General features: G+C 39.7%; 22 protein-coding genes and 1 other RNA gene. 11 read left to right on the top strand and 12 right to left on the bottom strand.

Features of this window, described 5'->3' with window-relative positions; all coding sequences use genetic code 11:
- Positions 1–9: 9 nt before the first annotated feature.
- The gene (locus MS6x_RS05115) at positions 10–249 is read right to left on the bottom strand and encodes a hypothetical protein (RefSeq protein ID WP_482605804.1); all 240 of its coding nucleotides are present in this window, start codon (positions 247–249) and stop codon (positions 10–12) included.
- Positions 250–938: 689 nt separating this feature from the next.
- Between MS6x_RS05115 and MS6x_RS05110 the strand changes: the two genes are divergently transcribed.
- From MS6x_RS05110 to MS6x_RS05100, 3 genes are all read left to right on the top strand, one after another.
- Positions 939–1,181: a LuxR C-terminal-related transcriptional regulator gene (locus tag MS6x_RS05110; protein ID WP_482607145.1), complete on the top strand. Its 243-nt coding sequence runs from the start codon at positions 939–941 to the stop codon at positions 1,179–1,181.
- Positions 1,182–1,452: 271 nt separating this feature from the next.
- Positions 1,453–2,715: an SGNH/GDSL hydrolase family protein gene (locus MS6x_RS05105; RefSeq protein ID WP_482605802.1), complete on the top strand. Its 1,263-nt coding sequence runs from the start codon at positions 1,453–1,455 to the stop codon at positions 2,713–2,715.
- Positions 2,716–2,793: 78 nt separating this feature from the next.
- Positions 2,794–6,282: a PVC-type heme-binding CxxCH protein gene (locus MS6x_RS05100; RefSeq protein ID WP_482605800.1), complete on the top strand. Its 3,489-nt coding sequence runs from the start codon at positions 2,794–2,796 to the stop codon at positions 6,280–6,282.
- A gap of 145 nt (positions 6,283–6,427) precedes the next feature.
- Here the strand turns inward: MS6x_RS05100 and ssrA are convergent.
- Positions 6,428–6,825, bottom strand: a transfer-messenger RNA (tmRNA) gene (gene ssrA, locus MS6x_RS05095).
- Positions 6,826–7,017: 192 nt separating this feature from the next.
- Here ssrA and MS6x_RS05090 point away from each other — a divergent pair.
- Positions 7,018–8,223: an NAD(P)-dependent oxidoreductase gene (locus MS6x_RS05090; RefSeq protein ID WP_482605798.1), complete on the top strand. Its 1,206-nt coding sequence runs from the start codon at positions 7,018–7,020 to the stop codon at positions 8,221–8,223.
- Positions 8,224–8,248: 25 nt separating this feature from the next.
- Here MS6x_RS05090 and MS6x_RS05085 read toward each other — a convergent pair whose 3' ends face one another.
- The 5 genes from MS6x_RS05085 to MS6x_RS05065 form a co-directional block, all read right to left on the bottom strand.
- Positions 8,249–8,569 (bottom strand): hypothetical protein, encoded by a 321-nt coding sequence (locus tag MS6x_RS05085; RefSeq protein WP_482605796.1) that lies wholly within the window; start codon positions 8,567–8,569, stop codon positions 8,249–8,251.
- A 60-nt stretch (positions 8,570–8,629) separates the two neighbouring features.
- Entirely contained in the window at positions 8,630–10,018 is a 1,389-nt protein-coding gene (gene creD / locus MS6x_RS05080) for a cell envelope integrity protein CreD (RefSeq protein ID WP_482605794.1), read from the bottom strand.
- A gap of 49 nt (positions 10,019–10,067) precedes the next feature.
- Complete coding sequence (locus tag MS6x_RS05075) at positions 10,068–10,364, bottom strand: winged helix-turn-helix domain-containing protein (RefSeq protein WP_482605792.1); 297 nt, start codon at positions 10,362–10,364, stop codon at positions 10,068–10,070.
- A 1-nt stretch (position 10,365) separates the two neighbouring features.
- Positions 10,366–10,974, bottom strand: coding sequence for a hypothetical protein (locus MS6x_RS05070; protein WP_482605790.1), 609 nt, complete (start codon positions 10,972–10,974; stop codon positions 10,366–10,368).
- 76 nt (positions 10,975–11,050) lie between these two features.
- Entirely contained in the window at positions 11,051–12,166 is a 1,116-nt protein-coding gene (locus MS6x_RS05065) for an Sb-PDE family phosphodiesterase (RefSeq protein ID WP_482605788.1), read from the bottom strand.
- 99 nt (positions 12,167–12,265) lie between these two features.
- On the opposite strand from MS6x_RS05065, the gene MS6x_RS05060 reads away from it, so the two are divergent.
- Positions 12,266–12,634, top strand: coding sequence for a DUF1801 domain-containing protein (locus tag MS6x_RS05060; RefSeq protein ID WP_482605787.1), 369 nt, complete (start codon positions 12,266–12,268; stop codon positions 12,632–12,634).
- On the opposite strand, the gene MS6x_RS05055 is transcribed toward MS6x_RS05060, so the two are convergent.
- Both MS6x_RS05055 and kdsA read right to left on the bottom strand, forming a co-directional pair.
- Positions 12,631–14,235 (bottom strand): sulfatase family protein, encoded by a 1,605-nt coding sequence (locus MS6x_RS05055; RefSeq protein ID WP_482605785.1) that lies wholly within the window; start codon positions 14,233–14,235, stop codon positions 12,631–12,633. The genes MS6x_RS05060 and MS6x_RS05055 overlap by 4 nt on opposite strands.
- Positions 14,236–14,269: 34 nt before the next feature.
- Positions 14,270–15,088 carry a 3-deoxy-8-phosphooctulonate synthase gene (gene kdsA / locus MS6x_RS05050; protein WP_482605784.1) on the bottom strand — a complete coding sequence of 273 codons (819 nt, stop codon included), beginning with the start codon at positions 15,086–15,088 and terminating at the stop codon, positions 14,270–14,272.
- A 67-nt stretch (positions 15,089–15,155) separates the two neighbouring features.
- On the opposite strand from kdsA, the gene MS6x_RS05045 reads away from it, so the two are divergent.
- From MS6x_RS05045 to MS6x_RS05035, 3 genes are all read left to right on the top strand, one after another.
- Positions 15,156–15,743 (top strand): hypothetical protein, encoded by a 588-nt coding sequence (locus MS6x_RS05045; RefSeq protein ID WP_482605783.1) that lies wholly within the window; start codon positions 15,156–15,158, stop codon positions 15,741–15,743.
- 211 nt (positions 15,744–15,954) lie between these two features.
- Positions 15,955–16,542 carry a hypothetical protein gene (locus MS6x_RS05040; RefSeq protein WP_482605781.1) on the top strand — a complete coding sequence of 196 codons (588 nt, stop codon included), beginning with the start codon at positions 15,955–15,957 and terminating at the stop codon, positions 16,540–16,542.
- 182 nt (positions 16,543–16,724) lie between these two features.
- Positions 16,725–17,312 carry a hypothetical protein gene (locus MS6x_RS05035; RefSeq protein ID WP_482605780.1) on the top strand — a complete coding sequence of 196 codons (588 nt, stop codon included), beginning with the start codon at positions 16,725–16,727 and terminating at the stop codon, positions 17,310–17,312.
- Here the strand turns inward: MS6x_RS05035 and MS6x_RS05030 are convergent.
- The 3 genes from MS6x_RS05030 to MS6x_RS05020 all read right to left on the bottom strand — a co-directional run bounded on the left by MS6x_RS05030 (position 17,309) and on the right by MS6x_RS05020 (position 19,798).
- Positions 17,309–18,031, bottom strand: coding sequence for a LytR/AlgR family response regulator transcription factor (locus MS6x_RS05030; protein ID WP_482605779.1), 723 nt, complete (start codon positions 18,029–18,031; stop codon positions 17,309–17,311). The genes MS6x_RS05035 and MS6x_RS05030 overlap by 4 nt on opposite strands.
- Before the next feature lie 86 nt (positions 18,032–18,117).
- The gene (locus MS6x_RS05025) at positions 18,118–19,188 is read right to left on the bottom strand and encodes a sensor histidine kinase (RefSeq protein ID WP_482605777.1); all 1,071 of its coding nucleotides are present in this window, start codon (positions 19,186–19,188) and stop codon (positions 18,118–18,120) included.
- Positions 19,189–19,207: 19 nt separating this feature from the next.
- Positions 19,208–19,798, bottom strand: a complete 591-nt coding sequence (locus MS6x_RS05020) for a hypothetical protein (protein ID WP_482605776.1) — start codon at positions 19,796–19,798, stop codon at positions 19,208–19,210.
- 194 nt (positions 19,799–19,992) lie between these two features.
- On the opposite strand from MS6x_RS05020, the gene MS6x_RS05015 reads away from it, so the two are divergent.
- The 3 genes from MS6x_RS05015 to typA all read left to right on the top strand — a co-directional run bounded on the left by MS6x_RS05015 (position 19,993) and on the right by typA (position 24,884).
- A complete protein-coding gene (locus MS6x_RS05015; protein WP_482605775.1) occupies positions 19,993–22,389 on the top strand; it encodes a TonB-dependent receptor in 2,397 nt (798 codons plus the stop codon).
- Positions 22,390–22,447: 58 nt separating this feature from the next.
- Positions 22,448–22,984, top strand: a complete 537-nt coding sequence (locus MS6x_RS05010) for a hypothetical protein (protein WP_482605773.1) — start codon at positions 22,448–22,450, stop codon at positions 22,982–22,984.
- Positions 22,985–23,084: 100 nt separating this feature from the next.
- On the top strand, positions 23,085–24,884 hold the full coding sequence (gene typA / locus MS6x_RS05005) for a translational GTPase TypA (protein ID WP_482605772.1): 1,800 nt from the start codon (positions 23,085–23,087) through the stop codon (positions 24,882–24,884).
- Positions 24,885–25,025 lie beyond the last annotated feature (141 nt).

The raw sequence follows: 25,025 nt of genomic DNA, 5'->3' as shown, positions 1-25,025 counted from the left end.
TTTAGCTTACTATTTTCCAACATTGGTGGTGCCTTTTTCAATTTGTTTTGATTCAATCGAAGGCAACATTTCAATAGTCGTATCTTCTGTAACGGTTTGAAGTTGTATTTTTTCTGCTATTACAAACTCGGATACCAAATCATGCTCTTTGCTACATGAGCTAAGCAGACTTATTAAACCGATTAGAAGGAAGAATAAAAGTGATTTGGGGGCTTTGAATACTTGCATTCGCTTGAAAATATCTATCATTTTATTTAACTGGAGCTAAAAATAAAGCAGAAAAATGGTTTCCGGATGAAACGCTATTTTTTTTCGATGAAATGCACGAAAAAGTTTTCAAGACTAAATGTTAATAACTTTTAGCGTCCTTTTTAGAATTGAAAAACCCCCTCTCTGTATTACCTGTTTAGAGTTCCCTCGAATCTAATGTGGTAATTTTTTAAAGAAGGGATTAGGTTGTTTTATTATCTAAATTGTGTTTATTCTAAAAGGTTTCTTGCCGCAGGTTTTAAGGATATTCCAATCAGTTTTTTTGTAGGCTCTCACTAGTGAATGTTTTTTGTCTTAAAGAGGTCTGAATAAGAACGGAAATACGTGTGTAGTAATCTGTTATTTTAACTTAAATAAAAGCTTTTTTGGTAAGAACTTTTGCATGGTCATCCACCTTAGTTCCATAAAAGTTGCCTTAGCATTAACGGTGGGTTTGTTGCTGACTTGCTTCGAAATGCAATCGTAAATTTTAGATCCATTTCCTTTAAGCCATAGTCTTTTCTCAGTTTTTGGAGTTGTGCTTTACTCACAGCTTCGCGTCCTGTTACAATATCCCGTTTTGCCTTCACAATTAGCCTTTTTTTAGTTTGACGTGAAATTAAATGTGGTTTTTGATTTAGGCAATACCCGTTCATAGGTATTTTTATAAGTGAAAACTTGTTAAATTAATTAAAATACAATTTTTTCGTCTTTTCTCTTTAGGCCATACCGGCCACCAAATAGGCGAGGAACTGTTTATTGTAAAAAGCACGGTAGACACCCACCGCAAAAATATGATCCGTAAACTAGAGTTAAGTGGGGCAGGGGAACTGTTGCGGTATGCGGTGGAGCAGAAGTATGAGTTTGGAATAGTAAATATTTTTCTATGGATGTATTTGAACCTTTATTTAGTTGCCACGACTTACCAATGATTATTTAAGATGATATAAACCTGCTAGTACTCATAGCTACAACCCTATTTTAATTTTTTACGTCTTATGATTTTGTGTCAATTCTAGACTGGACATGTAGGCCTTTCAATAGCTTAGTGGCAGCCTAAAATTGTGGAAAGTCTAAAAAGCCCTACTAACTTGGTATAGCATCACGCCTTGGATCTATCGATTTAGGAAAAAATGATTAAATGAAGAAAGATGGTAATGCATATTCTTTCGAGGGGGCATATTTTTTTGAGTATTTTTAGGGATGATTGTTTCTACAATAAAAAAAAATTTTGGTCCTTTTTTAGGTTTTTTCTTAATTTATTTTGGTTTGGCCCTTACCGATGCGGTAGCTCAAATGAATATAGAAGGTAGTCAGAAAGCCACTGGTAAAGTGTTTAATTTAAATGACGGTGATAAGGTGGTTTTTCTTGGAAATTCCCTCTTTGAGAATGATCTACAATTCGGTTATCTAGAACTGTTGCTCACCACAAGATGGCCCCAACAGAATATTACGTTTAGAAACTTGGGTTGGAGCGGTGATACCGTTTTTGGGCAGGCGCGTACCTATATCACCGCCCCTAGTGGTTATGACTTACTTATAAAGCAATTAAAAGAGGCGCGTCCTACGGTAGTTTTTTTGGCCTATGGTGCAAATGAGGCATTTGAGGGTGAAAAAGGCATTCCTGTTTTTGCTCAAGGGCTTAACAGATTACTTAATGCCATTGACGAACTTGGGGCGAAGTCGATTCTTCTTTCTACGGTTCCAATGCTCTATTCAATAGCATTCAAATCGCAAGCCGATCGTAATGAAATGTTAAAATTGTATAATACTGCTATCTACAAAATTGCAGCAGCTCGGCGTATAACATACATTGATGTCTTTAATCCTTTGTTGCAATACAATCAAGATAGCAAGGTTTCCGACAACGGTATACACTTGAATGAATACGGATATTCCGTTCTTGCGGCTAGTGTTCAAAAGGAATTAGGATTGCCCCCTAGCACGAATCAATCAATAACCATTGATGTCGCCACTAAGTCGATTAAGGGAACCGCAAAGGCGAGTATTCTTGCGCTTGACGGGGAAAAGGATGAACTTAATTTTCAGGTCAATGAAGCATATCTGCCATTACCCGGCCCACAAACCAATAGGTTTGCCCAGGCTAATGGACTACTAGTAAGAATAGACGGGCTAAAGGATGGAAATCACACGCTCTTTTCCGGTAGTTTGGAGCTAATGACCGCATCTGCCAAAGTCTGGGCTGGCGGTGTAGAGGTAAACCGAGAAATTGGCCTCGATCAAGCGAATATGCTGCGTAAAACTATCCTGAAAAAGAATGAAATGTTTTTTCACCAATACCGTCCTATGAACAGAACTTATATTATTGGTTTTCGCTCACATGAACAAGGTCGCCATGCAGAAGGGTTAGAAGATTTAAGTACCATAATCGAAGAATACGAGAAAAAGATTTTTTTAAGCCAAAAACCAGAACCACAGCTATATCAACTTAAACCAACGCAGTAGTCACAAGCGAAATTAACCAGAAGAAGGACAATAGGAAATGCATGATTGGTCCCACGCAAATTTTACAAATAGTTGTACATGAATAAAAAGAAGTTTTTTTTGCAATTGGGAGCTATGCTTGCCTTGATATTGGTTGTAGCGGTCATCCTGTTTTTCAAGTTTAAAGGAAATCCAAACGATGGTGAAGCTACCCGGTTTTTGACAGAATCTGATGCTTTACATGTTGCGGAAGGATTTGAGGTAACTCTTTTTGCCGAGGAACCAATGGTGGTGAAGCCGATTCAGATGAATTGGGACGAAAAGGGTAGATTGTGGGTGGTCAGTAGCACTATCTATCCGCATCTAAAAACTGCGGAAGAAGCAAACGACAAGATATACGTCCTTGAAGATACCGATGGCGATGGAAAGGCAGATAAATCCACTATTTTTGCCGAGGGACTGCTTGTGCCCACCGGTATTCTCCCGGGAGATGGTGGTGTTTATGTGGCAAACTCTACAGAAATTTTACATCTTTCGGATACGGATGGTGATGGAAAAGCAGACAAAAGAAGTGTTGTCTTGAGTGGTTTTGGAACCGGAGATACCCACCACTTGATACATACCTTTAGAAGAGGACCCGCAAGTCGCCTCTATTTTAACCAATCCATCTATATCCATAGCCATGTAGAAACTCCCACAGGAGTGAAACGTTTAGAAGGCGGCGGTGTGTGGCAATTAAAGCCAGAAACGCTTGACTTGAAGGTATACGCCAAAGGGTTAATTAATCCATGGGGCCTACAGTTCAATCGGTGGGGCCAGTCCTTTCTCACGGATGGGGCAGGTAGCGAAGGTATTAATTACGCCTTTCCTGGCGCCACATTTGTAACATCTCCTGGTGCGGAAAGAATTTTACGTGGCTTAAATCCGGGTCAACCAAAACATTCGGGTTTAGAAATCCTATCTGGTCGGCATGTACCGCAAGATTGGCAAGGCAGCTTTATAGCGGGTGATTTTCGTGCAAATAGGGTTAATCGATTTGAATTGGAAGAGCGCTCAAGTGGGTATGCTTCCAAGCAGGTTGAAGATTTATTGTGGTCCGACAACGTCACTTTTCGGCCTGTAGATATGGCAATGGGTCCCGACGGTGCAATTTATGTGGCAGATTGGTTTAATGAAATCATTCAACATGGGGAGAAAGATTTTCATGACCCAAGGAGGGACAAAGAACATGGTCGAATCTGGCGGATTACAGCAAAGAATCGTCCGCTTGTGGAGCGTCTCGATCTATCAAAGGCAACCATTTATGAACTTCTCGAATCACTGAAACTGTCGGAAAATTGGCGACGTTCGCATGCAAAACAACTTTTGAAAGAAAAGGGCGCGAATGATGTGTTACCGCAACTGAAAAATTGGATAGTGCAGTTAGATGATCAAAATAAGGATTACCACCATCACCTGCTTGAGGCGCTTTGGGTATATCAATCTTTGGATGTGGTCCATGAAGAACTTCTTTTGGAGCTTATCGATTCAAACAACCACAATGCCCGTGCAGCCGGGATAAGAGCGCTTCAATTCTGGCATAATGACGTGGCGAACATTATGGAAGTTTTGGAAAGAACAAGCAATGATGAACATCCGAGGGTGCGACTTGAATCGGTTATTGCGCTTCGAAAAGTGGGTACCGCCAAGGCTGCCAGGTCGGCATTGTCCGTTCTAGAATATCCTATGGATGAGTTTTTGGATTATGCCCTATGGCAAACCGTACAAGAACTTGAAATTCCCTTGATGGAACGCCTAACGGCCGAACCAACGTTTTTAGAGAGTACAGATAAGACCGTTTTTGCGCTTAAATCTATGAAAGATCCGAATGCCATTGCGCAGCTCGTTACGCTGTATCGCAATCATGAAGTACCTAGGCAATATCAACAAGATGTGCTTTCTGTGATTTCAAAATGGGGTACTAAAGAACATTTGAACATTCTCCTGGACCTGGCGTTAAAAAATTATAGTGCCCAAGAAAAAGGGGTAACTGAAAAACTTGATGCTCTTGTGCAAGCTGCAAGTCAAACAGGTATGAAACCTGACCGTAACCTAGATCGAATTCATATTTTTCTGAAAAGCAATAATCAAGAAATCATACTGAATGCGATTCGTCTGATTGGTCATTGGGGGCTCACAGCAATGAACGATGAATTGGTTCGATTGATTCGAGAAGATGCATTGGACGTCAAAAACACCGCAGTTGATGCTTTGTCCAAATTAAACAAACCCCAAACAGAACGTTTATTGACCGAACTGGCTACCAAAAGCGAGAACGACTTTGATTTACGAATTCTGGCAACGACCAAGCTGATAGTTCTGAATTCTTCAAAAGCAGCCACTTTTGGGTTCCAATTATTAAGGGATTGGCCAATGGAACAGGATGCCTCCGCGTTTTTTAAAGCGTTTCTGGCTTCGCAAGAGGCGACAAAAGCGTTAGCGGAGTTAGTGATGAAACAGAAGGTGCCGGAAGCTATAGCCATGGCTATTAGACCTGTATTTGAGCGTCAGATTCCATGGGGCAGACATCAGCATGAAGACGTCGTCTTAATGATTAAGGCATTGGAAGCTTCGGGTGGTATCTTATCAACAGAAAATATGCCCCAAAAATTAAGTGATGAGGAAATGGCAAGTTTGGTATTGGATATCAATCGGGCCAATGGGGATCCGGCTAGGGGCGAAAAAGTTTTTAGGAAAATAAATTGTGTTTCCTGCCATGCCATTGGTGGTGCAGGTGGGCTCATGGGTCCAGATCTAAGTAGCCTTGGAACGAGTTCTCCCGTGGAGACCATTATCAAATCTATACTGGAACCCTCGGCATCAATTAAGGAAGGCTATGAACTTCAACGGGTAGCCAGAACCGACGGTAGTATTGTAATGGGGTATTTAGTAAGTGTTAAATCGTCAGAAATTGATATACGAGGGATGAGCGGCGAAATTGTTACAATACCTAAAAACGCTATTGAGAAGCTTGAAAAGGTGTCAGGTTCACTCATGCCTGCAGGTTTGACGGCGAGCATAGAGAAAAAAGAATTTATTGATTTGGTTAGTTTTTTATCAAAGCTTGGGGAGTCAGGTGATTATCGCGTACCCATTGAGCAGTTAGTAAGGCGTTGGGATATGGCATCTGCTAAGCAGGAGATTTTGGAAAAAATTGATAAGAAAAATCTAGGCAAACTCTTTAGTGAAGAGAATGCCTTGTCCTTTTCACCTATGTATAGCAAGGTATCCGGTGATTTACCAATTGAGGAAATTCCTATTATAGAAGTGGGTCCTGACCAGAAGTACAGCTTTGTTAGGTTTGATTTAGAAGCCTTAAGCGAAGGAAACGTCAACATCGGGTTTAATTTAGAAGCCGGTATAAAGGGATGGGTGGGAGAAATGCCCTTGGAATTAAAGAATAGGGTTGCTACCATAAGTCTTTCAGTAGGTATAAATCAAATCAAAATTGTAATTGACCGAAATATCGTGCAAGAAGGCGCGCTCAGTATAGTTATTGAAAAGGCTGAAGTTTCATCGGCACAAGTGAGGTTGGTAATGGGGCAATAAAATGTCAATATTTTGGGATGATACCTTAATTTTTAAGCTGTTATGTTAGCTTTATCCGCAAATCTATACGATTGGAATGCAATGGTATGGTTAAACAAAGTAGTATTATTTATATAAAAAAACCACCCAGAGGGTGGCTTTTTAGAAGTGGAGCCGGAGGGATTCGAACCCTCGTCCAAACAAGCAACGTCAGTGCTTTCTACATGTTTAGTTTCCGATTAATTTTCGACGCAGGCCTGACCGGAAACGGCCTAACAAACGCTTAGCTTCTTAAGTTTTAGTGTTATTGCCAAAGCGAACAACAACCTTATGTTGACTTTTCTGGTGCTCCTAAATGGGTCGCCATCAACAAGGGCTACCCAGGAACATCTCGCTTCCCTACCTGGTAGGGACGAGGCAAATCCTACTATAATTCAGATTATGCGGCAAGAGCGTAATTATTTTCGCCAATTAAAAGTGTGAAGTATGATATTAACGAGCTGTACCCCAGCGCTCGACATGCTTACAATGCCATTGGTCTCGCTGTCAAAACCAGTCGGCCCCAATATGTTAAAGAACTAAACCTCAAGACTAATTTTAAGGTTGGGCGTTACCCTTTTTTGCAAAAGGGTCGGGCTGTTGGCCGTACAAGGTACTTGTCTCTATCCCTAACGCGGGCAGCAAAGCTAACAAAAACTTGCGAACCTATACAGAACCCACTACATTTAGGTCAAAATTTATACCAAAAGAGCATACATGAAGTTCGGAATCATAAAAGAGCGCAAAAATCCCCCAGATCGCAGGGTAGTACTATCACCAGAGGCATGTCAAAAAGTCCTTTCGTCGTTTAAGGAAGCCCAAATAATAGTGGAGCCCTCACCCATACGCACATTTTTAGATGCTGATTATAAAAAAGCAGGAATTACAGTAGCTTCAAAAATGGAAGAATGTGATGTCCTTATCGGTGTTAAAGAAGTACCAATCGAAAACTTGATTCCCAACAAAAAGTATTTCTTCTTTTCGCATACGATTAAAAAACAGCCCTACAATCGCGATTTGCTCCAAGCTATTCTAGCGAAAAATATTGAATTATATGATCATGAGGTCATTACCAACGAAAAAGAACAACGTTTGGTCGCTTTTGGCAGGTATGCTGGGATTGTTGGCGCTTATAATGGCTTTAGGGCCTACGGATTAAAATATAAAACATTTGCCTTACCCAAGGCAGAAACCCTGTCGGACCAACAAGAGCTCATTTCGGAACTGAAAAGAATAGAACTACCGAACATCAAGGTGTTGTTGACAGGTAGGGGAAGAGTGGGTAATGGCTCCCGTGAAATGCTGGACGGTATGGGAATGCGACGTGTAAACGTAACCGAATATCTGGAGCAAGATTTTCAAGAGCCCGTGTATTGCCAGATAGATGCTTCCGAATACAACAAACGTAAGGACGGAGTACGAGGCAATAAGGCCGACTTTTTTGCAAATCCCGAAGAATACAAAAGCAATTTTTTCCGTTTTGCCAAAGTAACAGACTTTTACATTGCCGGTCATTTTTATGGGCAAGGGGCACCCTATCTTTATACCCGTGAAGATGCCAAACATCCCGAGTTTAAAATAACGGTAGTGGCCGATGTGAGCTGCGATATCGATGGTCCGGTAGCAACAACCATAAAACCTTCCACCATTGCGGATCCTATTTATGGCTATGACCCACAAACGGAAACCGAGACCGATTTTATAAGTCCAAATGCCATTGCCGTTATGGCCGTGGATAACCTACCTTGTGAATTACCAAGGGATGCAAGTGTAGGTTTTGGGGAAGCTTTTTTAAAGAACGTAATCCCCGCCTTTTTTAATAGTGACAAACACGGAGTCTTGCACAGAGCTAGAATGACCCAAAACGGAAAATTGACCGAACGGTATAGTTATTTGCAGGATTATATAGATGGAAAGGAGTAGACACTAAAAAATTCATCTGTTAGTATTATCCAAACGGTAGTTGTGTCATTACTATAATTAAATAGCCTATGGCTATAGGAATATTAATTCCCATAAATAACCCAGCTTTTAGTATCAGTGGTTTATTTGGAATGTTGGTCAACAGCGCAGAAAAGCAAATCAGAAAATATACTATATTCAGCAGTACGACACCCAATACGATTTTCATAAAAATAGCGATCACATCGGAATCGGGTAAGAATAGCAGGTAACTTGCCGTGAGGTGCCCTCCTAAAATTGCTGAAAATAAGGCGATGGCAATGGCTCCTGTACTTAATTGAGTTGCGGCATGCTCGGTTAATATCATGATTCTTGTTTTAGAAAGGTGTCTAAAACTAAGGTAGACACCTTTCTATTTTAAATTGGCTTAAGCACCCGAACTCCAATCTATTTTCCGCGATGCGAACATTACAATAGCTAGAATAATGAATAATCCAATACTCCCTACCAAAAGCGCATAGCTTTCCAATTGAATAATCACGAAAATAAACGAGTATAAAGCTGTTAACGACCCAAATATGAGTAGGATGAATTTCCTATGTTTTAGAATGCTTTTGGAATAAATGGTAATCAAACCAATGACCGCTGCACTGGCAATGAGATAGGCTTTTAGAAAATTTTGGTGCTCGGATATGGAGATGAGCAAGGTATAGAACATAAGCAAGGCGATTCCTATCATTAAGTATTGAAAGGCGTGGATATTTATTTTGCTAATGGTCTGTATCAAAAAGAAAACTAGAAAAGTAAGTGCAATGACCAGATAGCCATATTTTGCAGAACGTTCGCTTTTTTGATATTCATCAACCGGTACAAAAAGTGCTGTTCCAAATGAAAATTCCTTTAAATCTGGCAGTGTGCCAAAGAAAGATTGTTCGAATTGTCGGTTGATTTGTAATATGTTCCAGTTGGCTACAAAACCATCTGAGGTCACGCTTTTTTCTTCGTCTTCCTCCGGTAGAAAGTTACCCGTAAAACTAGGGTCTTTCCAATTGCTGGTCATGTGCAGTTTTGTTTGTTTTCCTACGGGAACAAATCTAATCTTGGAACTTCCGTTCATGGTAATAGCCGTGTTGAAAGCGATGGATTTGGTTTTAGGGAGTGTGACCTCATCCAAAAACGGACTCTCCAGTTCGTGCATGGGTACAAAATCTGCTAGATAAGATTGGTTTTGTTGATCCTTGTATCTAGGCAAAAAAGAGGTCGTTTCGCCTCCCAACTGCATTTCAATCTGGTTTTTTATCCCTTTGAGATTCGAGCTTTTTACGAGGATGGTAGCTTTTTCCCAAACCACATCTTCAGGTAGTACATCTTTCTGTTTAAAATCGGGAATACCAAAAGTACCTTTAAGCACCATTTCACTTGAAAAAACAGATGTTTCATATATTCCTCTTTCTTTTTTAATAGCGTCCACATGAGCATCGATTGTTAAGTTATCGGGTAAAAAATAGGCGTAGTTGATATGTATCTTACGCTTGGTAATTCCTTTTTTGGTTTCGGTATCGTAGGTGGTAGATTCTGTATAGGTTTTATAGGGAACTTTTAGTATGGGTCCCATCAGTAGCACTTCCGTTCCCCATAAATTACCTACCTCCGAAACGACCTCTTCTTGCCGTTCAGAGCGTTCTTTTATGAGTTCCTTGATGAAAACAAGTGGTATCAACAGTACCAAAATAAGAAAGCCTACCATAAACATTCTAGCGGTGATACTCGTTCTGATCCAATGTGCAAATCCTTTGTTCTTTTTTAATGTTTCCATGTTTTAGATTTAAAAGTACTTTGTATTTCAAAGTAAAATGATAAAAAAATTATGTTTGTTGCCGTATTAAATGTTCAAGTGCTTCAATATGTTTTTGAAAGGCCAATTTCCCTTCCTTGGTAATGCTGTATTTGGTGTTCGGTTTTTTACCGATGAAAGACTTTTCAATCCTTATATAATTTGCCTTTTCCAAAGTTTTGGTGTGGCTTGCCAGGTTGCCGTCCGTCACGGCCAAAAGCTCTTTTAATCTGGTGAAATCTACGTCATCATTGACTACCAAAATGGACATCATCCCTAAACGAATGCGATGGTCAAATAATTTATTAATGTTGTCTATTAACCCCATGTTAGGCTTTTTCCTCTTTAAAATAAATGAGACTGCCGTAAATGATATGAAAAACGCCAAAACCTAAAATCCAAAACCAAAATCCGTAACCGGGTAGGGCCGCACAAATCAATCCTAAAATAAGCTCAGCATATCCCAGATATTGAATGTTACTGATGGTGTATTTAGAGGCATTGATCAATGCAAGTCCGTAAAAGATAAGCATTAAAGCACCTGTAAGTCCGTAATGTTGACTGGATAATTTGATGAGTATGTAAATCCCACCGGCGACTAAAGGCACCAAAAAACTGATTAGCAGTCTTTTGGTCGTAGCATCCCATATTTTCTCCTTATTTTTCTTTGCTTTTTTAGAAGTTAACAAGAATGCAGTAATTACGCTGAGTGCAGCTACCGCGATAAGGATACCGAGAATGATTTGAAAATTCCAACTGTGTAATGTAAGATAATCCCCTTCTTTTGGTAAAAGGTATAAGTAGGTTACCGCCGCACCAACTAATGCGTAAGCACCTGCCATGATTCCAGAAAGGCCACTTAGTGAAATAAAGCGGGAAGAACGACTCATTAAATCCTTGATGCTGGAAAGGTCGTCGAGATATTTTTTTGATTCCATTTAAAAGTACTTTGAAATTCAAAGTTAAATCAAATTTTTCAATTTTGTATCGTTTGATGCAAAAAAAGTACAGGGCTTACTGTTCAACGGATATATTCCACTGGATAACCGGAGATACCTTCGGTGCGGTAAAAGTGCCTATGGCTTTTAGCTTTAAATCCATGCTTTGTTTTGCCTCCAATGTTTTAATACGAAGGGTGTATGTGCCCATTGCCGGAATTTCAAAAACTGGGGAACTGCTGTAAAAGCTATATTGCATTTCGTTTTGAAAGAGTAGGGGACTACTGGATACATTTTCAAGTTCCACTTCAAGTATTTGGGTTTTATCGATGTATTTGGCAGATTTTACCTGAATGCTCGCTTTTAAAAGTGGCTTCAAAAATTCGGCTTTCCCAACCAACAAGTCGTTGTAAACGGCAACGGTTCTACCTGTAAATAAAGCCTCTTGTATACTTTCTATACTTCTCTCTTTCGCAAAAACTAGGGTTATAGGGCGTTGCTTTTGTTTTTCAGTATAGTCCCAGTCTATAAGTCCGTGAATATCGCTGGTGCCCATAATCGTTAAGTTTTGCTCTAAAGCCAAGGTTAGGGATTCTTCAGCGTAATCAACGGAGTTTATTACTTCTATACCGTGTAGTTCTCCATTCGCTATACGTTCCTTTTGAAAATCGCTCAGTACGGGATTCCCATCTGGGTTTTGGGCGTACCATGCCGGGTGGTTCCAAAATACAAAAGCGCCTTGTTTTTTGGCTGCTTTAAAGGGCGTGAGTCCGTCATCTGCCATCAATGTGTTGGCATCTGTTATAAAAATGGCATTGTTGTGACCAATGGGAGCTGAGCGTGTGATTTCCGACCCATGAATAATTAATAAATCATGGTCTTTTGCCTCTTGCATTGCAATTTCATAGGAGCGATTACGGTCCGGATGCGGGATATCGTCCAAATGCGGTTGGTATTCCAAGTGTTCGGTTAAGGAAATAGCGTCTAAATTTTCACGCAAGGCTTCTTGTACCCTTATGTTGGGCCATACCTTCCCATCGGAAAATACGGTATGAATATGTAAATCTGTTTTTAAGGTTTGATACCCTTCAATATTAGGGTAGTTGAATGGTCGTGCACCGGTATGGGAGTGATCTTGGGCATACAAAATAAAGGTTCCAAAAAGTGCTAATACAAAAAGATAGGTTTTCATTGGTTCAGGTTTACTTCAAATATACTAGATAGGCCAATATAAATTACTCCTATTCTGTTTAAGAAATGGTAAATTGTAGGAGCAAATGACCAGAAATAAATGAACCAAGCTGAAAATTATATTTTAAATCAAGAGGAACCTTTTAGGGAAATACTTTTGTACCTAAAAGTTATAATAGAGCGCACGGTGCCCGATGCTACTTTAAAATTCAAATGGAAATTACCCTGCTACTATTTGGAAGATAGTCCGTTTTGTTACTTCAACGTTTCAGAGAAAAAAGGATATGTAGATGTGGGTTTTTGGCGTTCTGCCCACTTGACCAAGCATTCGGATAAAATGACAATGAAAGGTCGTAAAATGATTAAATCCCTGCGGTATACATCCCTAACGGAAATAGAGGAACCCATACTCAAGGAAATTTTAGTTGATGCATACTCCGTAAAGGATAAAAAGTTCTGGAAAAGTTAGTCCTTCTTTAAGTTTTCGTAGCGCTTAATGTACATGCTATCCATGGCTTTTGAATCTTTATATTTTTTTCTTGTTTCCGCTAGTTTTGTCTTCATTTCCTTTACGATATCATGATACGACGACGAATTATACACATTATTTGTTTCTGTAGGGTCTTTGGCAAGATCGTAAAGTTCCCATTGGTCTACATCGTGATAAAAGTGCATTAGTTTATAACGCTTGGTGGTAATTCCATAATGCCGTTTTACGGCATGTTCTGCAGGGTATTCGTAATAATGATAATATACCGCTTCACGGTTCCAGGTGTCCTTTTCCTGTTTCAATAGGGGGATTAAGCTCTCGCCTTGCATATCTTCCGGAGCTTCCACGTTGGCTGCTTCTAAAAACGTTTGGGCAAAATCTAAGTTCTGAACCATCTCGTCTTCCGTTGTATTTGGTGTAATCACATTAGGCCAGCGAATCAATAAAGGTGTTTTAAAGGATTCATTGTACATGAACCGCTTATCGAACCAGCCGTGCTCCCCAAGGTAAAAGCCTTGGTCGGAAGTGTAGACTATCAAAGTGTTTTTAGTGAGGTTTTCGGTATCCAAATAATCCAACAACCGACCTACATTTTCGTCTACGGCGGCAATAGTTCCCAAATAATCCTGCATGTAGCGTTGAAACTTCCATACGGTAAGCGTGCTATCGTTCATATCTGGGTAGCGCTCCATAAAGTCCTTGGCAATAGGTTTGTAAATGGCATCCCAAGCTGCCCGCTGTTCCGGGTTCAATCTGTCAACACCACCCGAACCTAGTCGTTCGGAGATTCCCATACCATCTAATACTGTTTTTGGGACTTTAAGATCATACGTTAATAGCATGTCTTTAAGAATACCCATTTCCGCAGTTTTGGCCGCATCGCCTCGTGTCTTGTAATTATCAAATAGGGTGGCCGGGAGCGCATATTCGTTGGTCGTAAATTCAGGATAATGACGTGCAGCCGGCAACCAGCTCCTATGCGGTGCCTTGTGTAGGTACATTAATAAAAACGGTTTTGTTGTATCCCGTTTCTTTTCCATCCAATCTAAGGTCAGGTCTGTGATAATATCTGTGACGTAGCCTTGTATAACGGTATCTCCTGTAGCAGTAATAAACTTTGGATTGTAATAATCGCCCTGTCCGGGGAGTATTTTAAATTCATCAAAGCCCTTGGGATTGTTTCCAAAATGAAGCTTTCCGAACATAGCGGTCTGGTAACCGGCTTTTTGAAGTAGCATGGGAAACGTGGTATTCGTAGTGTCAAAAGGACTTAAGTTGTCTATTTTTCCATTGATGTGGCTGTGTTTTCCAGTTAGAATAACAGCTCTCGAGGGTGCGCAGATAGAATTGGTTACCGATGCATTTGTGAACAACATACCTTCATGAGCCAAACGGTCTATGTTGGGCGTTCTGATTAATGTGCTGTCGTAGGCACTAATGGCTTGGTAAGCGTGGTCGTCCGATATGATGAAAACGATGTTGGGTGTTTTAACCTTTTTCTTTAGCGTAGGTTCGCTACAGGAGAACAATAGCACGATCCATAAAATTGGCAGTAAAATCGGAAATGACTTTTTCATCATGTATTTATGCTTTCGAAACACTATTGGATTGTTCTTAGAGACTGTTCATGGTAGTCTGTAGCGCTACTAAGTCGGTCAATAGTTTTTCAAGTAAACTTAAATCGAGCATATTTGCCCCATCACTTTTTGCATTTGCAGGATCAAAGTGGGTTTCGATGAACAGTCCGTCAACGCCAGCGGCAATGCCTGCTCTGGCCATGGTACCAATCAGGGCCGGTCTACCGCCCGTAACTCCAGAGGACTGATTGGGTTGTTGCAAAGAATGGGTTACATCCAATACTACCGGAGCGTATTGTTTCATGGTGGGTATCCCTCTAAAATCTACAATCATATCCTGATATCCGAACATGGTTCCACGATCTGTTATAAGCGCTTGTTCATTTCCGGTTTCGGTAATTTTGGTTACGGCGTGTTTCATACTTTCCGGACTCATAAATTGTCCTTTTTTTATGTTCACGGTTTTCCCTGTGTTGGCCGCCGCAACTAATAAATCGGTCTGTCTTGCCAGGAACGCAGGAATTTGTAACACATCCACATATTCAGCTGCCATGGCCGCATCCTGTTCTGTATGAATGTCCGTTATCGTTGGAACCTTAAAGGTTTCAGAAACTTTACGCAATATTTTAAGTGCCTTCTGATCACCTATTCCAGTAAAGGAATCCAATCTACTGCGGTTGGCTTTTTTAAAACTGCCTTTAAACACATAAGGAATGTGAAGTTTGTCCGTTAAGGCAACAACTTGCTCCGCGATACGCAACGCCATGTCCTCCCCTTCAATGGCGCAAGGACCACAAAGGAGAAAGAAGTTCTTGGAATGGGTATGTTTTAGTTGTGGAATTAAGGTAAGGTTCATATTGGCTATATTTTAAGATAACAAAGATACTATTTTAAGCTTCTTTCTGTTGTATAGGGGTACTATTGTGAGAAACCCAAATCTACGGATGATACGCCTAAGAACTTTATTGTTTTTTTCTGTGCTTTTAATCGCCGGCAATGGAATGGCTCAGTTTGGTAAGAACTGTGAGCTCCGCCAGTTTAAGGTAAACCTGATAAATCCAGGTTTGGAATATGAAATGGCGCTCGGCGTAAATACCACCTTGGATATAAAAGCTGGGTTGCAAGTGGCCTTGGACCCATTGTTGCCGGATGTATACGAAGAGTTAGGTTTTTTTCCAGCGGTAGCCGCTCAGTATCGTTACTACTATAATTTTGAAGCCAGGCAGCGGAACAGAAGAACCATTTACGGAAATTCTGCAAATTACATTGCTCCGGCGGTAGCTGCATTTTTCCCCGATACCAGAACCATTAATAATGAACTCGTAAAAGGACCCTTTGGTTACGCAGGAGTCGTAACCGGATTGCAGCGGAGCTATGATTCTGGATTTAATTTTTCGGTGGATGCCGGAGCTGCCTGTTATACAGGGGATTTCGATGGCGCAATTTATCCCGTAGTAAACCTGAGTATCGGCTGGATTTTCAGCGAGAAACGATGGTGTGTGGGAAGGTGAGTTAGTTTTACAGTGTGGTGTTTAGTTTGAGCTTTCAGGTTTCAAGCATCTGTGGTTTCACGTTGTATCGAGATTGATAGTTTAACACTACTTCTTCAGAGGACAAGTCCAACAGCGGGCATCTTTGTATTTAATTTCATTTTCATAAAATTTCATTAAAATGTGGCGCTGGTCTCAAGTAACTGTTTAGCTTTAGACAGTAAATCACCTAATGATGTACAAAAAAGCATTTCCGATATTTTTCTTATTATGTGCTGTTGGATTCCAAGTACAGGCACAACGTATGAGCGAGAAAGGCTATGGTATTGTTAATCTGGAGCGGCACCAAGTAACGTTCAATATTTTTGGCCCGGGTGTGAGTTATGAACTGGGATTGTTTAAAAATGTAAGTGTCTCGACCAGTTTTAATCCAGCGTTAGCGTATTGGAAACCAGGCTATGCTTACGGCTTTGCATGGCATACCAGACTGCGGTATTACTTGAATTTTGAGAATAGACTGGATATTAATAAAAATGTGACCGGAAATTCGGCAGATTATGTTTCTGCGGCAAGAACTGCATTTTTCGGACCCTTACGGTTAACGGACAACTTTGACATTGGAAATGATTATGCAATGGAGTTTTTTGGAGGGGTCTATGGTGTCCAGCGTACCAATAGAAAGGGATTTAATGTAAATGCGGAAGTTGGTTTTGGCCGCTATCAAGGAGATGGTATCCAAAGCGGATATGGCCCATTGCTCAATTTTACCTTTGGCTGGGTAGCAACCAAACGAAAGGCTCGCAAACCTGTTTTTGATTAAATAGGCTCACAATGTTAATTAAAACTCCATACCAAATAACTTCGTTTTGGTATGTTGTGATAAAGCCAAAGAATTGAGATCTATTTATCCTTTTCATATAGATGTAAAACAATAGGTTTTGAAAGGTTAAGCGCATTAAATTCTTAAACACATTTGAACGCATTTTTAAAAAGTCGCATAGTATGAGAAGAATGGTTGTAGTATCGATTTTATTTTTGCTTCCTTTTCTTTGGAATACTCTTTTGGCGCAAAAAACCAGTGAGAAAGGCACTGGTATTGTTAACTTAGAGCGTCATCAGTTGAAATTTGATTTATTGAGTCCAGGAATCAGTTATGAATTGGGATTATTCAAAAATCAAACTGTTTCTACGGCTTTGGGTTTGGGCATGGCAGCCTACGAACCGGGATATGTTTTTGGTTTGGCCTTGAATAATCGATATCGTTACTACCATAATTTTCAAAGAAGGATCAACAAGGATAAAAACGTATCGGGTAACTCTGGCAATTATATTGCTGCGGCCCAGGCCATTTTCTTTTCGCAAGCTAGATTAACGACCAATATCATTGGGCCTGATGATTTTAATGTAGGGTTTTACGGCATGGTATACGGTATTCAACGAACATATCCCAAAGGATTTAATTTTAATGCAGAATTGGGCGCAGGATATTATCGAGGCGATGGTGTCGAAAGTGGTTATGGTCCATTAATTGGGTTTACATTTGGTTGGGTGGCTACCAAACGGAAATCAAGAAAACCTGTATTTAATTAAAATGTTATTTTTTTGATAACATTCAAATACCCTCTGCTCACGCGAACTATCTCACGATTTTCCATGGTTATATCGTAGGATTTGCCGTATTTATGAAGTTCCTTTACCTTGTTTAAATTGATTATGGACGAACGGTGGATGCGTAAGAAAGATTTTGGATTTAGTTTATCTTCGAGGGCAGATATGCCATAATTGCTTACCAAAATAGCATTCGCAATATGCAGTTTTGAATAATCTCCATAGGCTTCTATCCAAATAATATCCGCAACTGCAACGGTAATCCACTTATTCTTTTTTTCTACCAGCACCCTTTCTGGATAATCGGTCCTATCCATAATAAGGGATTGTGCCAAAGAACCCACCCTTTCAGTGGTTTGGTTCAATTTTTCTATGGATTTCTTGAATCGATCCTTGGTATAAGGCTTAAGTAGGTAATCTATAGCGTGTACCTCAAAGGCTTGTAGTGCATATTTATCGTATGCAGTTGAGAAGATGATATTTGGAATTTCTTCTAATCGGGTCAATACTTCAAAACCAGTGAATCCAGGCATTTGAATATCCAAAAAAACCAGATCTGGCTTAAACTTATTTATTTCTTTTACGGCATCTACACCATTATTGGCCTCCCCAATGACGATCAGTTCCGGGAAATCTCCTAAATACTCTTTTATAAGCTGGCGACCGGCCTTTTCATCATCCGCAATCAGTACTTTTTTCATCTGCGTATTTGTATTAGTTTTTAAATTATCAGATGTATTTCGTTATTACATGTTCTCAAACTATTTAACTATTTAAATTTCTTGTTTCATAAGCTAAACCTGATTTTTAGACCTCGAGGTTCATTATCCAATAATTCTAAACGTGAATTGTACATTTTTTGCAAACGTAAACGGGTGTTCGTCAAACCTATTCCTTTATCAAAGACGCTAGCTTTTTCTTTGATTCCAATTCCGGTATCAGAAATTTCAAACTTTAGTTTCTCATCGGCTTTTTTAATTTTTATCGTAATCGAGCCACCATCGATTAAACTGGAAAGGCCATGTTTTACAGAATTTTCAACTAAGGGTTGCAATAGCATAGGGGGAATCTTCTCGTCCAATAAATTCTCGGGCACATCAATGTCAATCTGCAGTCTTTCATCAAATCGAGCTTTTTCCAAATCCAGATATTTTTTCACGAATTCTAATTCCTCTCTTAGAGGAACAAGTTCCGATTGTGAGGCCTGTAATTGGTAGCGAAATAGATCGCTTAACTGGGCAATCATATTTCTTGTTTTTTCGTTTTCGGGTGGTAGGGAAGCGTTGATGGTATTAAATACATTATATAGAAAATGTGGATTAAGCTGTGCCTTTATAGCAGAAAGCTCGCTTTTAAGTGCTGCCTGCCTTAATTCGCCTTCTATTTTAAGTTTACGTTGGTTATCAATGAAATAACGATAGGCAAAAAAACATCCAAACTGCACGAATAGGAAGAGTAACGGAATGTACCAATCCCAAATTTCTCCAGACCCTGTCAATCTTCTTTCTCCTAATGTGTCAATAATTGCATACCTCATTTCCCGAACCACATAGGTAACCACCGGAAGAAGAAATAGTACAGCGGAAATTTGCCATACTCTTGATATTTTACGTAATACATAATACCCAAAAAACCATATGACAAAAGAACCTAAAAGTAAAAAGGAATATTGTCTTCCAGAGGCCAACCAGAATCCACGAAGATTTAACCAGCCCCAAAACCCCTCATCTATATAACGCATCCCATTGTACCAGAGGACAACTCGATATAACCATGCAAAAACAAAGTAGAAAAGTAAAACTGCTAGGACTTCCTTCGTTTTGGTATTATTGAATGTAGTAGTCGTTTTCCTGTCCATTATTTGGTTATCTGGTTCATTAAATTTCAAAAACATACCAAAATTCACCTCCCTTTGGGTCAAAACTTGCTTTTAATAAACCTTCTGGTGTCTTTACAAGATAGTGATTTGTGACTTCAACTTCTTCGTTATCCAGCCAGGCCCTAACATCGCCATCTTCATATTTAAAAACCAAACCGTTGTTGAACACTGCCAGTAAGTTATAGTGGTTAGGATTTTTGTCTGAAACCAGTATTTCTTTAAGTTCAAGGGAAGGTTTATTTGGATTCGTATCGTAACGGGTTGTTACCGTTCGATTATCTACCTCTGGTGTCCAGTTTTTTCTTTCGGCGGGCAGTATGAAAATTTCTAGAACACCTCCGTCGCTTTTTAGAATCTCTGGTTCCTTTTTCCATGGAGTTGCAATAGATAAGGTATAATTACCTTTGAGGGTGATTCCTTCCTTTTTCCCAATATTCGTTTTATTTCCCATACTATCAATTACAGTAATTATGACGTTCTCGGGATAGTTATAAGTAGTGTTGTCATTTTTTACTACCAGGGCAAAATAGTCTTGTGCCGAAACTAAGTAGTTGAAAAGCAGGGCCAAGAGTAAAAGTAAAAATCTCATAATATGTTTTTTAAATATAAGCTTAAATCTAAGGCGCAAATCCAATTTCTAAAAGGACTTTCTGATGAGTGGTCCTATAACCGGATAAATCGCCTTCAGACAATTCGTAACCACTAACGCACCGTTGGGCTGATTCTAGTTTATAGTAATAGCCTAAGATTACACCTTTGCATTGAACTGTAAAAATCAGAAAAATGAAACGATATGTTATTGTTATCATAGGTCTTTGGGGATTTTTACTTAATGGACAGAATATATCTGGTAAACTTGTTTCCGATACGGGAGAAAGCCTTCCTTTTGCTGCAGTTGTCCTTTATGCCCCGTCTGACTCAAGTTTGGTGAAGGCGACGATAAGTATGGAAGACGGTAGCTTTGAACTTAAAGGAATAGTGCAGGGCGCCTATTTTTTGAAAATCACCAGTTTAGGTTTTAAGGATTTTCAAAAAGAACTTCTGGTGCTTCAAAGTCCTTTGGTTCTAGGTGAAATCAGTATGGAAAGCAGCATCGAACAACTGAATGAAGTGGAAGTGATTTCAGAAAAACCATTGGTACAGGTTCTGGCGGATAAAACGGTATTTAATGTAAAAAATACCATAAATGCGACCGGAACAAGTGCTTTTGAACTTTTGCGAAAAGCTCCCGGGGTGGTTATTGACAATAACGGCGGTATCATTGTGGAAGGCAAGGCTGGAGTGCAAATTTTTATAAATGGTCGCTTATCCGTTATACAAGGGGAGGACCTGATGAATTATTTAGAAAGCCTTCAAGCTACGGATATCGAAGCCATAGAAATCATAACCCAACCATCCTCAAAATATGATGCAGCTGGCAGTGCAGGGATTATCAACATAAAATTGAAAAAAGATAAAAGCTTGGGTACAAACGGCACCGTAACTGCAGGATTGACCGTGGGAGATTTTGGCCGAACCAATACCAGCATTAATTTTAATAACCGTTCCAGAAAAGGAAATTTATTCGGTACCTATAGCAATCGTTTTGGTAAAAGTACGGGATACTTGAATCTACTAAGAACACAGGGTGATGTTCAATTATTGGCCCGCACAAATAGCCTGTATGATAGGAACAGCAATAATATAAAATTGGGTTACGATTTCTACGCATCAGCAAAAAGTACACTCGGAGTGATTTTAGATGGAAATTTCAACAACAGCTTCAATAATAATAATTCCCGCACCCCTATTCGCCTAGTTGGTGCGATGGTTAATGACAGCGTGCTGGTTTCCGATAACAGAAGTTCAAGCACTACCTATAACCTGAATGGAAACCTCAATTATAAATATGCCGATACTTTAGGGTATACATTGAACATTGATTTAGATTTTGGAAAGTATGATAGTGATCGGGAGTCTTTTCAACCAAATATCTACTTTAACAACGATGAAACCGAAATCCTTAGAGAAAATGCTACCAGACAGATAACTCCTACGGATATTACCATCGTCACCTTTAAAACGGACTATGAACAAGACCTGTTGAAAGGAAAATTAGGACTTGGCTTTAAGCTTTCCGACATACACACGAATAACGTCTTTGACTTTTTCAATGGAGTCAATGGCATTTTTGTACTGGACAACACAAGAAGCAACACGTTTGAATATACAGAAAAGATAAACGCCGCTTATATCAACTATAATTACAAGTGGGAAAAATGGAACCTACAGGCAGGGCTTCGTATGGAAAACACAATTTCTGAAGGTAATTTGTTGAGTACGCAAGAAAATGAACAGAATCAGGTGAACAGAAATTATACAAATTGGTTTCCATCGGGTGGACTAACGTACCAATTAAATCGGAAAAATCAGTTTGCCTTGACCTATAGTAAACGGATACAAAGACCAAACTATGAATCTTTGAATCCGTTTGAATATGTAATAGACGAATTGTACTCGAGCGTAGGAAATCCCTTTTTACAACCACAGTACACGGATAATGTAAAGTTCTCCCACACCTTCAATTATAGGTTAACGACGTCTTTGAGTTATAGTTATGTATCGGATTACTTTGCCCGGGTTACGGTGGCGGAGTCGCGGAACAGGAGTTTTATCACCACGCGTAACGTAGCCGATCAGGAAATCATTAATTTGGGTATTTCGTACCCCAGAAAAATCAATAATTGGTGGAATATCTATATAAGCCTTAACGCCTACACGAGTTCCTATACCGCCAATAGTACGGAATTCATATCCCTGAAGCAGGAAACACTATCCCTTTATGCCCAGAACACATTTACGTTGCCAAAAGATATAACAATGGAAGTATCGGGCTGGTACAGTTCACCTAGCGTTTGGGGCGGAACCTACACTATAAAAGCTTTGGGCTCTTTAAACTTGGCTTTTCAAAAGAAATTTTTGAAGGGTAAATTTACAACACGATTATCCTTCAATGACATCCTATACACGATACCCTGGCAGGGAACCAACCAATTTGGCAATTTGTTTATAGATGGTAGTGGTGGGAGCGATAGTAGACAAGTTGCCTTTAGTTTAAGCTATGATTTTGGAAGGGACGAAATTAAAAAAGCACGAAGTAGGAAAACGGGACTGGAAGAGGAAAAAAATAGAATTGAATAGTACTAAGTGGCATAGGAATTGATTCATAGTGTTGAATCAATTTTAACCGATCACAATTATGAAAAAATTTGTTTTACTTCTCTTATTTACCTCTTTTATTGGAGCACATGCACAATCCGGCAAAAATGTTGAGGACAATCAGTTTAAAATTAATTTCATAAACCCAGGTCTGGAGTATGAAGTGGGTTTAGGTAAAAATCAAACACTGAATGCTAATGTGGGTTTACAATTTGGGGCAAATACCGAGGGATATGCGTTCTTTCCTGCCTTAAACGGACAATACAGATATTATTATAATATGGAACGCAGACTACGAAAGGACAAGAGAATTATGGGAAATTCAGGTAATTACATCTCTGCATCCGGTACACTTTTCATTCAAGAGGTTGTAATCGGTAATTTGGAATCTGGCGATGGGTATTCCGGTTTTGTAGGTCCAGTTTATGGGATACAACGTACCTACCCTAGGGGATTCAATTATAGCATGGAGTTTGGCCTAGGCTATTATTTTGACAACTTTTTTGACGATGACTTATTTGGTCCAACTATCAGTGTAAGCTTAGGGTGGGTATTGGGAAAAGGAAAAAACAAATAAAACTTCGAAACCCCCTCAAAATCAGTAAGATAAAAATAACAAAAGATTAAGTGTGCGTATAAGAAAATCAAGTATCTTTGCACGCTTAAAATAGACCCTAATGTCCAATACAAAAAATATCGCAATTATTGCGCACGTTGACCACGGCAAAACGACCTTGGTTGATAAAATTATGTATCACTGCAGCCTTTTTCGTGAGAACGAAAACACGGGCGACCTTATCTTGGATAACAACGATTTGGAGCGTGAGCGTGGTATTACCATTACCTCCAAGAACGTTTCTGTAGTATATAAGGATACGAAGATCAATATCATAGATACTCCGGGTCACGCCGATTTTGGTGGTGAAGTGGAGCGTGTTTTGAATATGGCCGATGGGGTACTGTTGTTGGTAGATGCCTTTGAGGGGCCAATGCCACAAACACGTTTTGTATTGCAAAAGGCGATAGATTTGGGTTTAAAGCCATGTGTTGTTATCAACAAGGTGGATAAGGAAAACTGTACTCCGGACGAAGTACATGAAAAGGTATTTGACTTAATGTTCGAATTGGGAGCCGAAGAATGGCAGTTGGATTTCCCTACCGTATACGGTTCTGCCAAGAACAATTGGATGAGTGAGGATTGGAAGGACGAAACCGATAACATTGAGCCACTTTTGGACATGGTTATCGAACACATACCAACCTTTGAGCCCAAAGAGGGAAATACACAAATGTTAATTACGTCGCTGGATTTCTCCTCGTTTACGGGAAGAATCGCTATTGGGCGTTTAACAAGAGGTACGCTAAAAGAAGGTCAGCAAATTTCGTTGGTAAAACGGAACGGGAACATCGTAAAATCTAAAATAAAAGAGCTTTTTGTCTTTGAAGGTTTGGGACGTAAAAAGGTAACCGAAGTAGAAACAGGAGATATATGTGCGCTTGTAGGTGTAGAAGGTTTTGAGATTGGCGATACGGTTGCTGATCTTGAAAACCCGGAAGGCTTAAAAACGATTGCAATCGACGAGCCTACGATGAGTATGTTGTTTACGATAAATGATAGTCCATTTTTTGGTCAGGATGGTAAATTTGTGACCTCGAGACATATCAAGGAACGTTTAGAGCGTGAGCTGGAGAAAAACCTGGCCTTGCGTGTAAACGAAACCGATAGTGCAGACAAGTTTTTGGTCTTTGGCCGCGGTGTGTTGCACCTTTCTGTATTGATAGAGACGATGAAACGAGAAGGTTACGAACTACAAATTGGTCAGCCACAGGTTATTATCAAGGAAATTGATGGTGTAAAGTGTGAGCCTATAGAGCATTTAACTATTGACCTTCCGGAGGAAGTATCCGGTAAGGCAGTGGAGATGGTTTCTATACGTAAAGGAGAAATGACCAGTATGGAGGCAAAGGGAGATCGTATGTTGTGCGAATTCCAAATTCCGTCTAGGGGAATTATTGGTCTTAGAAATCAATTATTGACCGCTACGGCAGGTGAGGCCATTATGGCACATCGCTTTTTGGAATACCAGCCTATGAAAGGGGATATTCCACAACGCCAGAACGGTTCTTTGGTGTCTATGGAAAAAGGAAAAGCCATTCCTTATTCTATAGATAAGCTACAGGACAGAGGTAAGTTTTTTGTAGATCCGGGTGAGGATATTTATGAGGGGCAGGTTATTGGCGAGAACTCTCGCGGAGATGATATGACCATTAATATAACAAAAACAAAAAAATTGTCCAACGTTCGTTCTTCTGGAGCAGACGATAAAGCCAAAATTGTGCCGGCCATTAAGTTTTCTTTAGAGGAAGCATTAGAATATATTCAGAAAGATGAATATGTTGAGGTGACGCCAAAGCACTTAAGGTTGCGTAAAATTCACTTAACGGAAGTAGACCGTAAGCGTTATAAAATAGCATAATCTTAGTTGATTGTTATATAGATAAAAACCCTGACCTGTTCAGGGTTTTTTTATGCCTTTATTATTTTAAAATATTCAAAGTCCGGAGAATAAGGAAAGAAAATAGCGTTCCTTTTTAATGATTCCATAAGGACGCACATC

Source organism: Maribacter sp. MS6, from assembly GCF_056839185.1.
Note: the sequence above shows the minus strand (reverse complement) of the source record. Positions and strands in the feature narration are given on the sequence as shown.

Coding starts and splice junctions, on each gene's coding strand:
- MS6x_RS05115 (WP_482605804.1), bottom strand. CDS start 249: ATGATAGATATTTTCAAGCGAATGCAAGTATTCAAAGCCCCCAAATCA.
- MS6x_RS05105 (WP_482605802.1), top strand. CDS start 1,453: ATGATTGTTTCTACAATAAAAAAAAATTTTGGTCCTTTTTTAGGTTTT.
- MS6x_RS05100 (WP_482605800.1), top strand. CDS start 2,794: ATGAATAAAAAGAAGTTTTTTTTGCAATTGGGAGCTATGCTTGCCTTG.
- MS6x_RS05090 (WP_482605798.1), top strand. CDS start 7,018: ATGAAGTTCGGAATCATAAAAGAGCGCAAAAATCCCCCAGATCGCAGG.
- MS6x_RS05085 (WP_482605796.1), bottom strand. CDS start 8,569: ATGATATTAACCGAGCATGCCGCAACTCAATTAAGTACAGGAGCCATT.
- creD (WP_482605794.1), bottom strand. CDS start 10,018: ATGGAAACATTAAAAAAGAACAAAGGATTTGCACATTGGATCAGAACG.
- MS6x_RS05075 (WP_482605792.1), bottom strand. CDS start 10,364: ATGGGGTTAATAGACAACATTAATAAATTATTTGACCATCGCATTCGT.
- MS6x_RS05070 (WP_482605790.1), bottom strand. CDS start 10,974: ATGGAATCAAAAAAATATCTCGACGACCTTTCCAGCATCAAGGATTTA.
- MS6x_RS05065 (WP_482605788.1), bottom strand. CDS start 12,166: ATGAAAACCTATCTTTTTGTATTAGCACTTTTTGGAACCTTTATTTTG.
- MS6x_RS05060 (WP_482605787.1), top strand. CDS start 12,266: ATGAACCAAGCTGAAAATTATATTTTAAATCAAGAGGAACCTTTTAGG.
- MS6x_RS05055 (WP_482605785.1), bottom strand. CDS start 14,235: ATGATGAAAAAGTCATTTCCGATTTTACTGCCAATTTTATGGATCGTG.
- kdsA (WP_482605784.1), bottom strand. CDS start 15,088: ATGAACCTTACCTTAATTCCACAACTAAAACATACCCATTCCAAGAAC.
- MS6x_RS05040 (WP_482605781.1), top strand. CDS start 15,955: ATGATGTACAAAAAAGCATTTCCGATATTTTTCTTATTATGTGCTGTT.
- MS6x_RS05035 (WP_482605780.1), top strand. CDS start 16,725: ATGAGAAGAATGGTTGTAGTATCGATTTTATTTTTGCTTCCTTTTCTT.
- MS6x_RS05030 (WP_482605779.1), bottom strand. CDS start 18,031: ATGAAAAAAGTACTGATTGCGGATGATGAAAAGGCCGGTCGCCAGCTT.
- MS6x_RS05025 (WP_482605777.1), bottom strand. CDS start 19,188: ATGGACAGGAAAACGACTACTACATTCAATAATACCAAAACGAAGGAA.
- MS6x_RS05020 (WP_482605776.1), bottom strand. CDS start 19,798: ATGAGATTTTTACTTTTACTCTTGGCCCTGCTTTTCAACTACTTAGTT.
- MS6x_RS05015 (WP_482605775.1), top strand. CDS start 19,993: ATGAAACGATATGTTATTGTTATCATAGGTCTTTGGGGATTTTTACTT.
- MS6x_RS05010 (WP_482605773.1), top strand. CDS start 22,448: ATGAAAAAATTTGTTTTACTTCTCTTATTTACCTCTTTTATTGGAGCA.
- typA (WP_482605772.1), top strand. CDS start 23,085: ATGTCCAATACAAAAAATATCGCAATTATTGCGCACGTTGACCACGGC.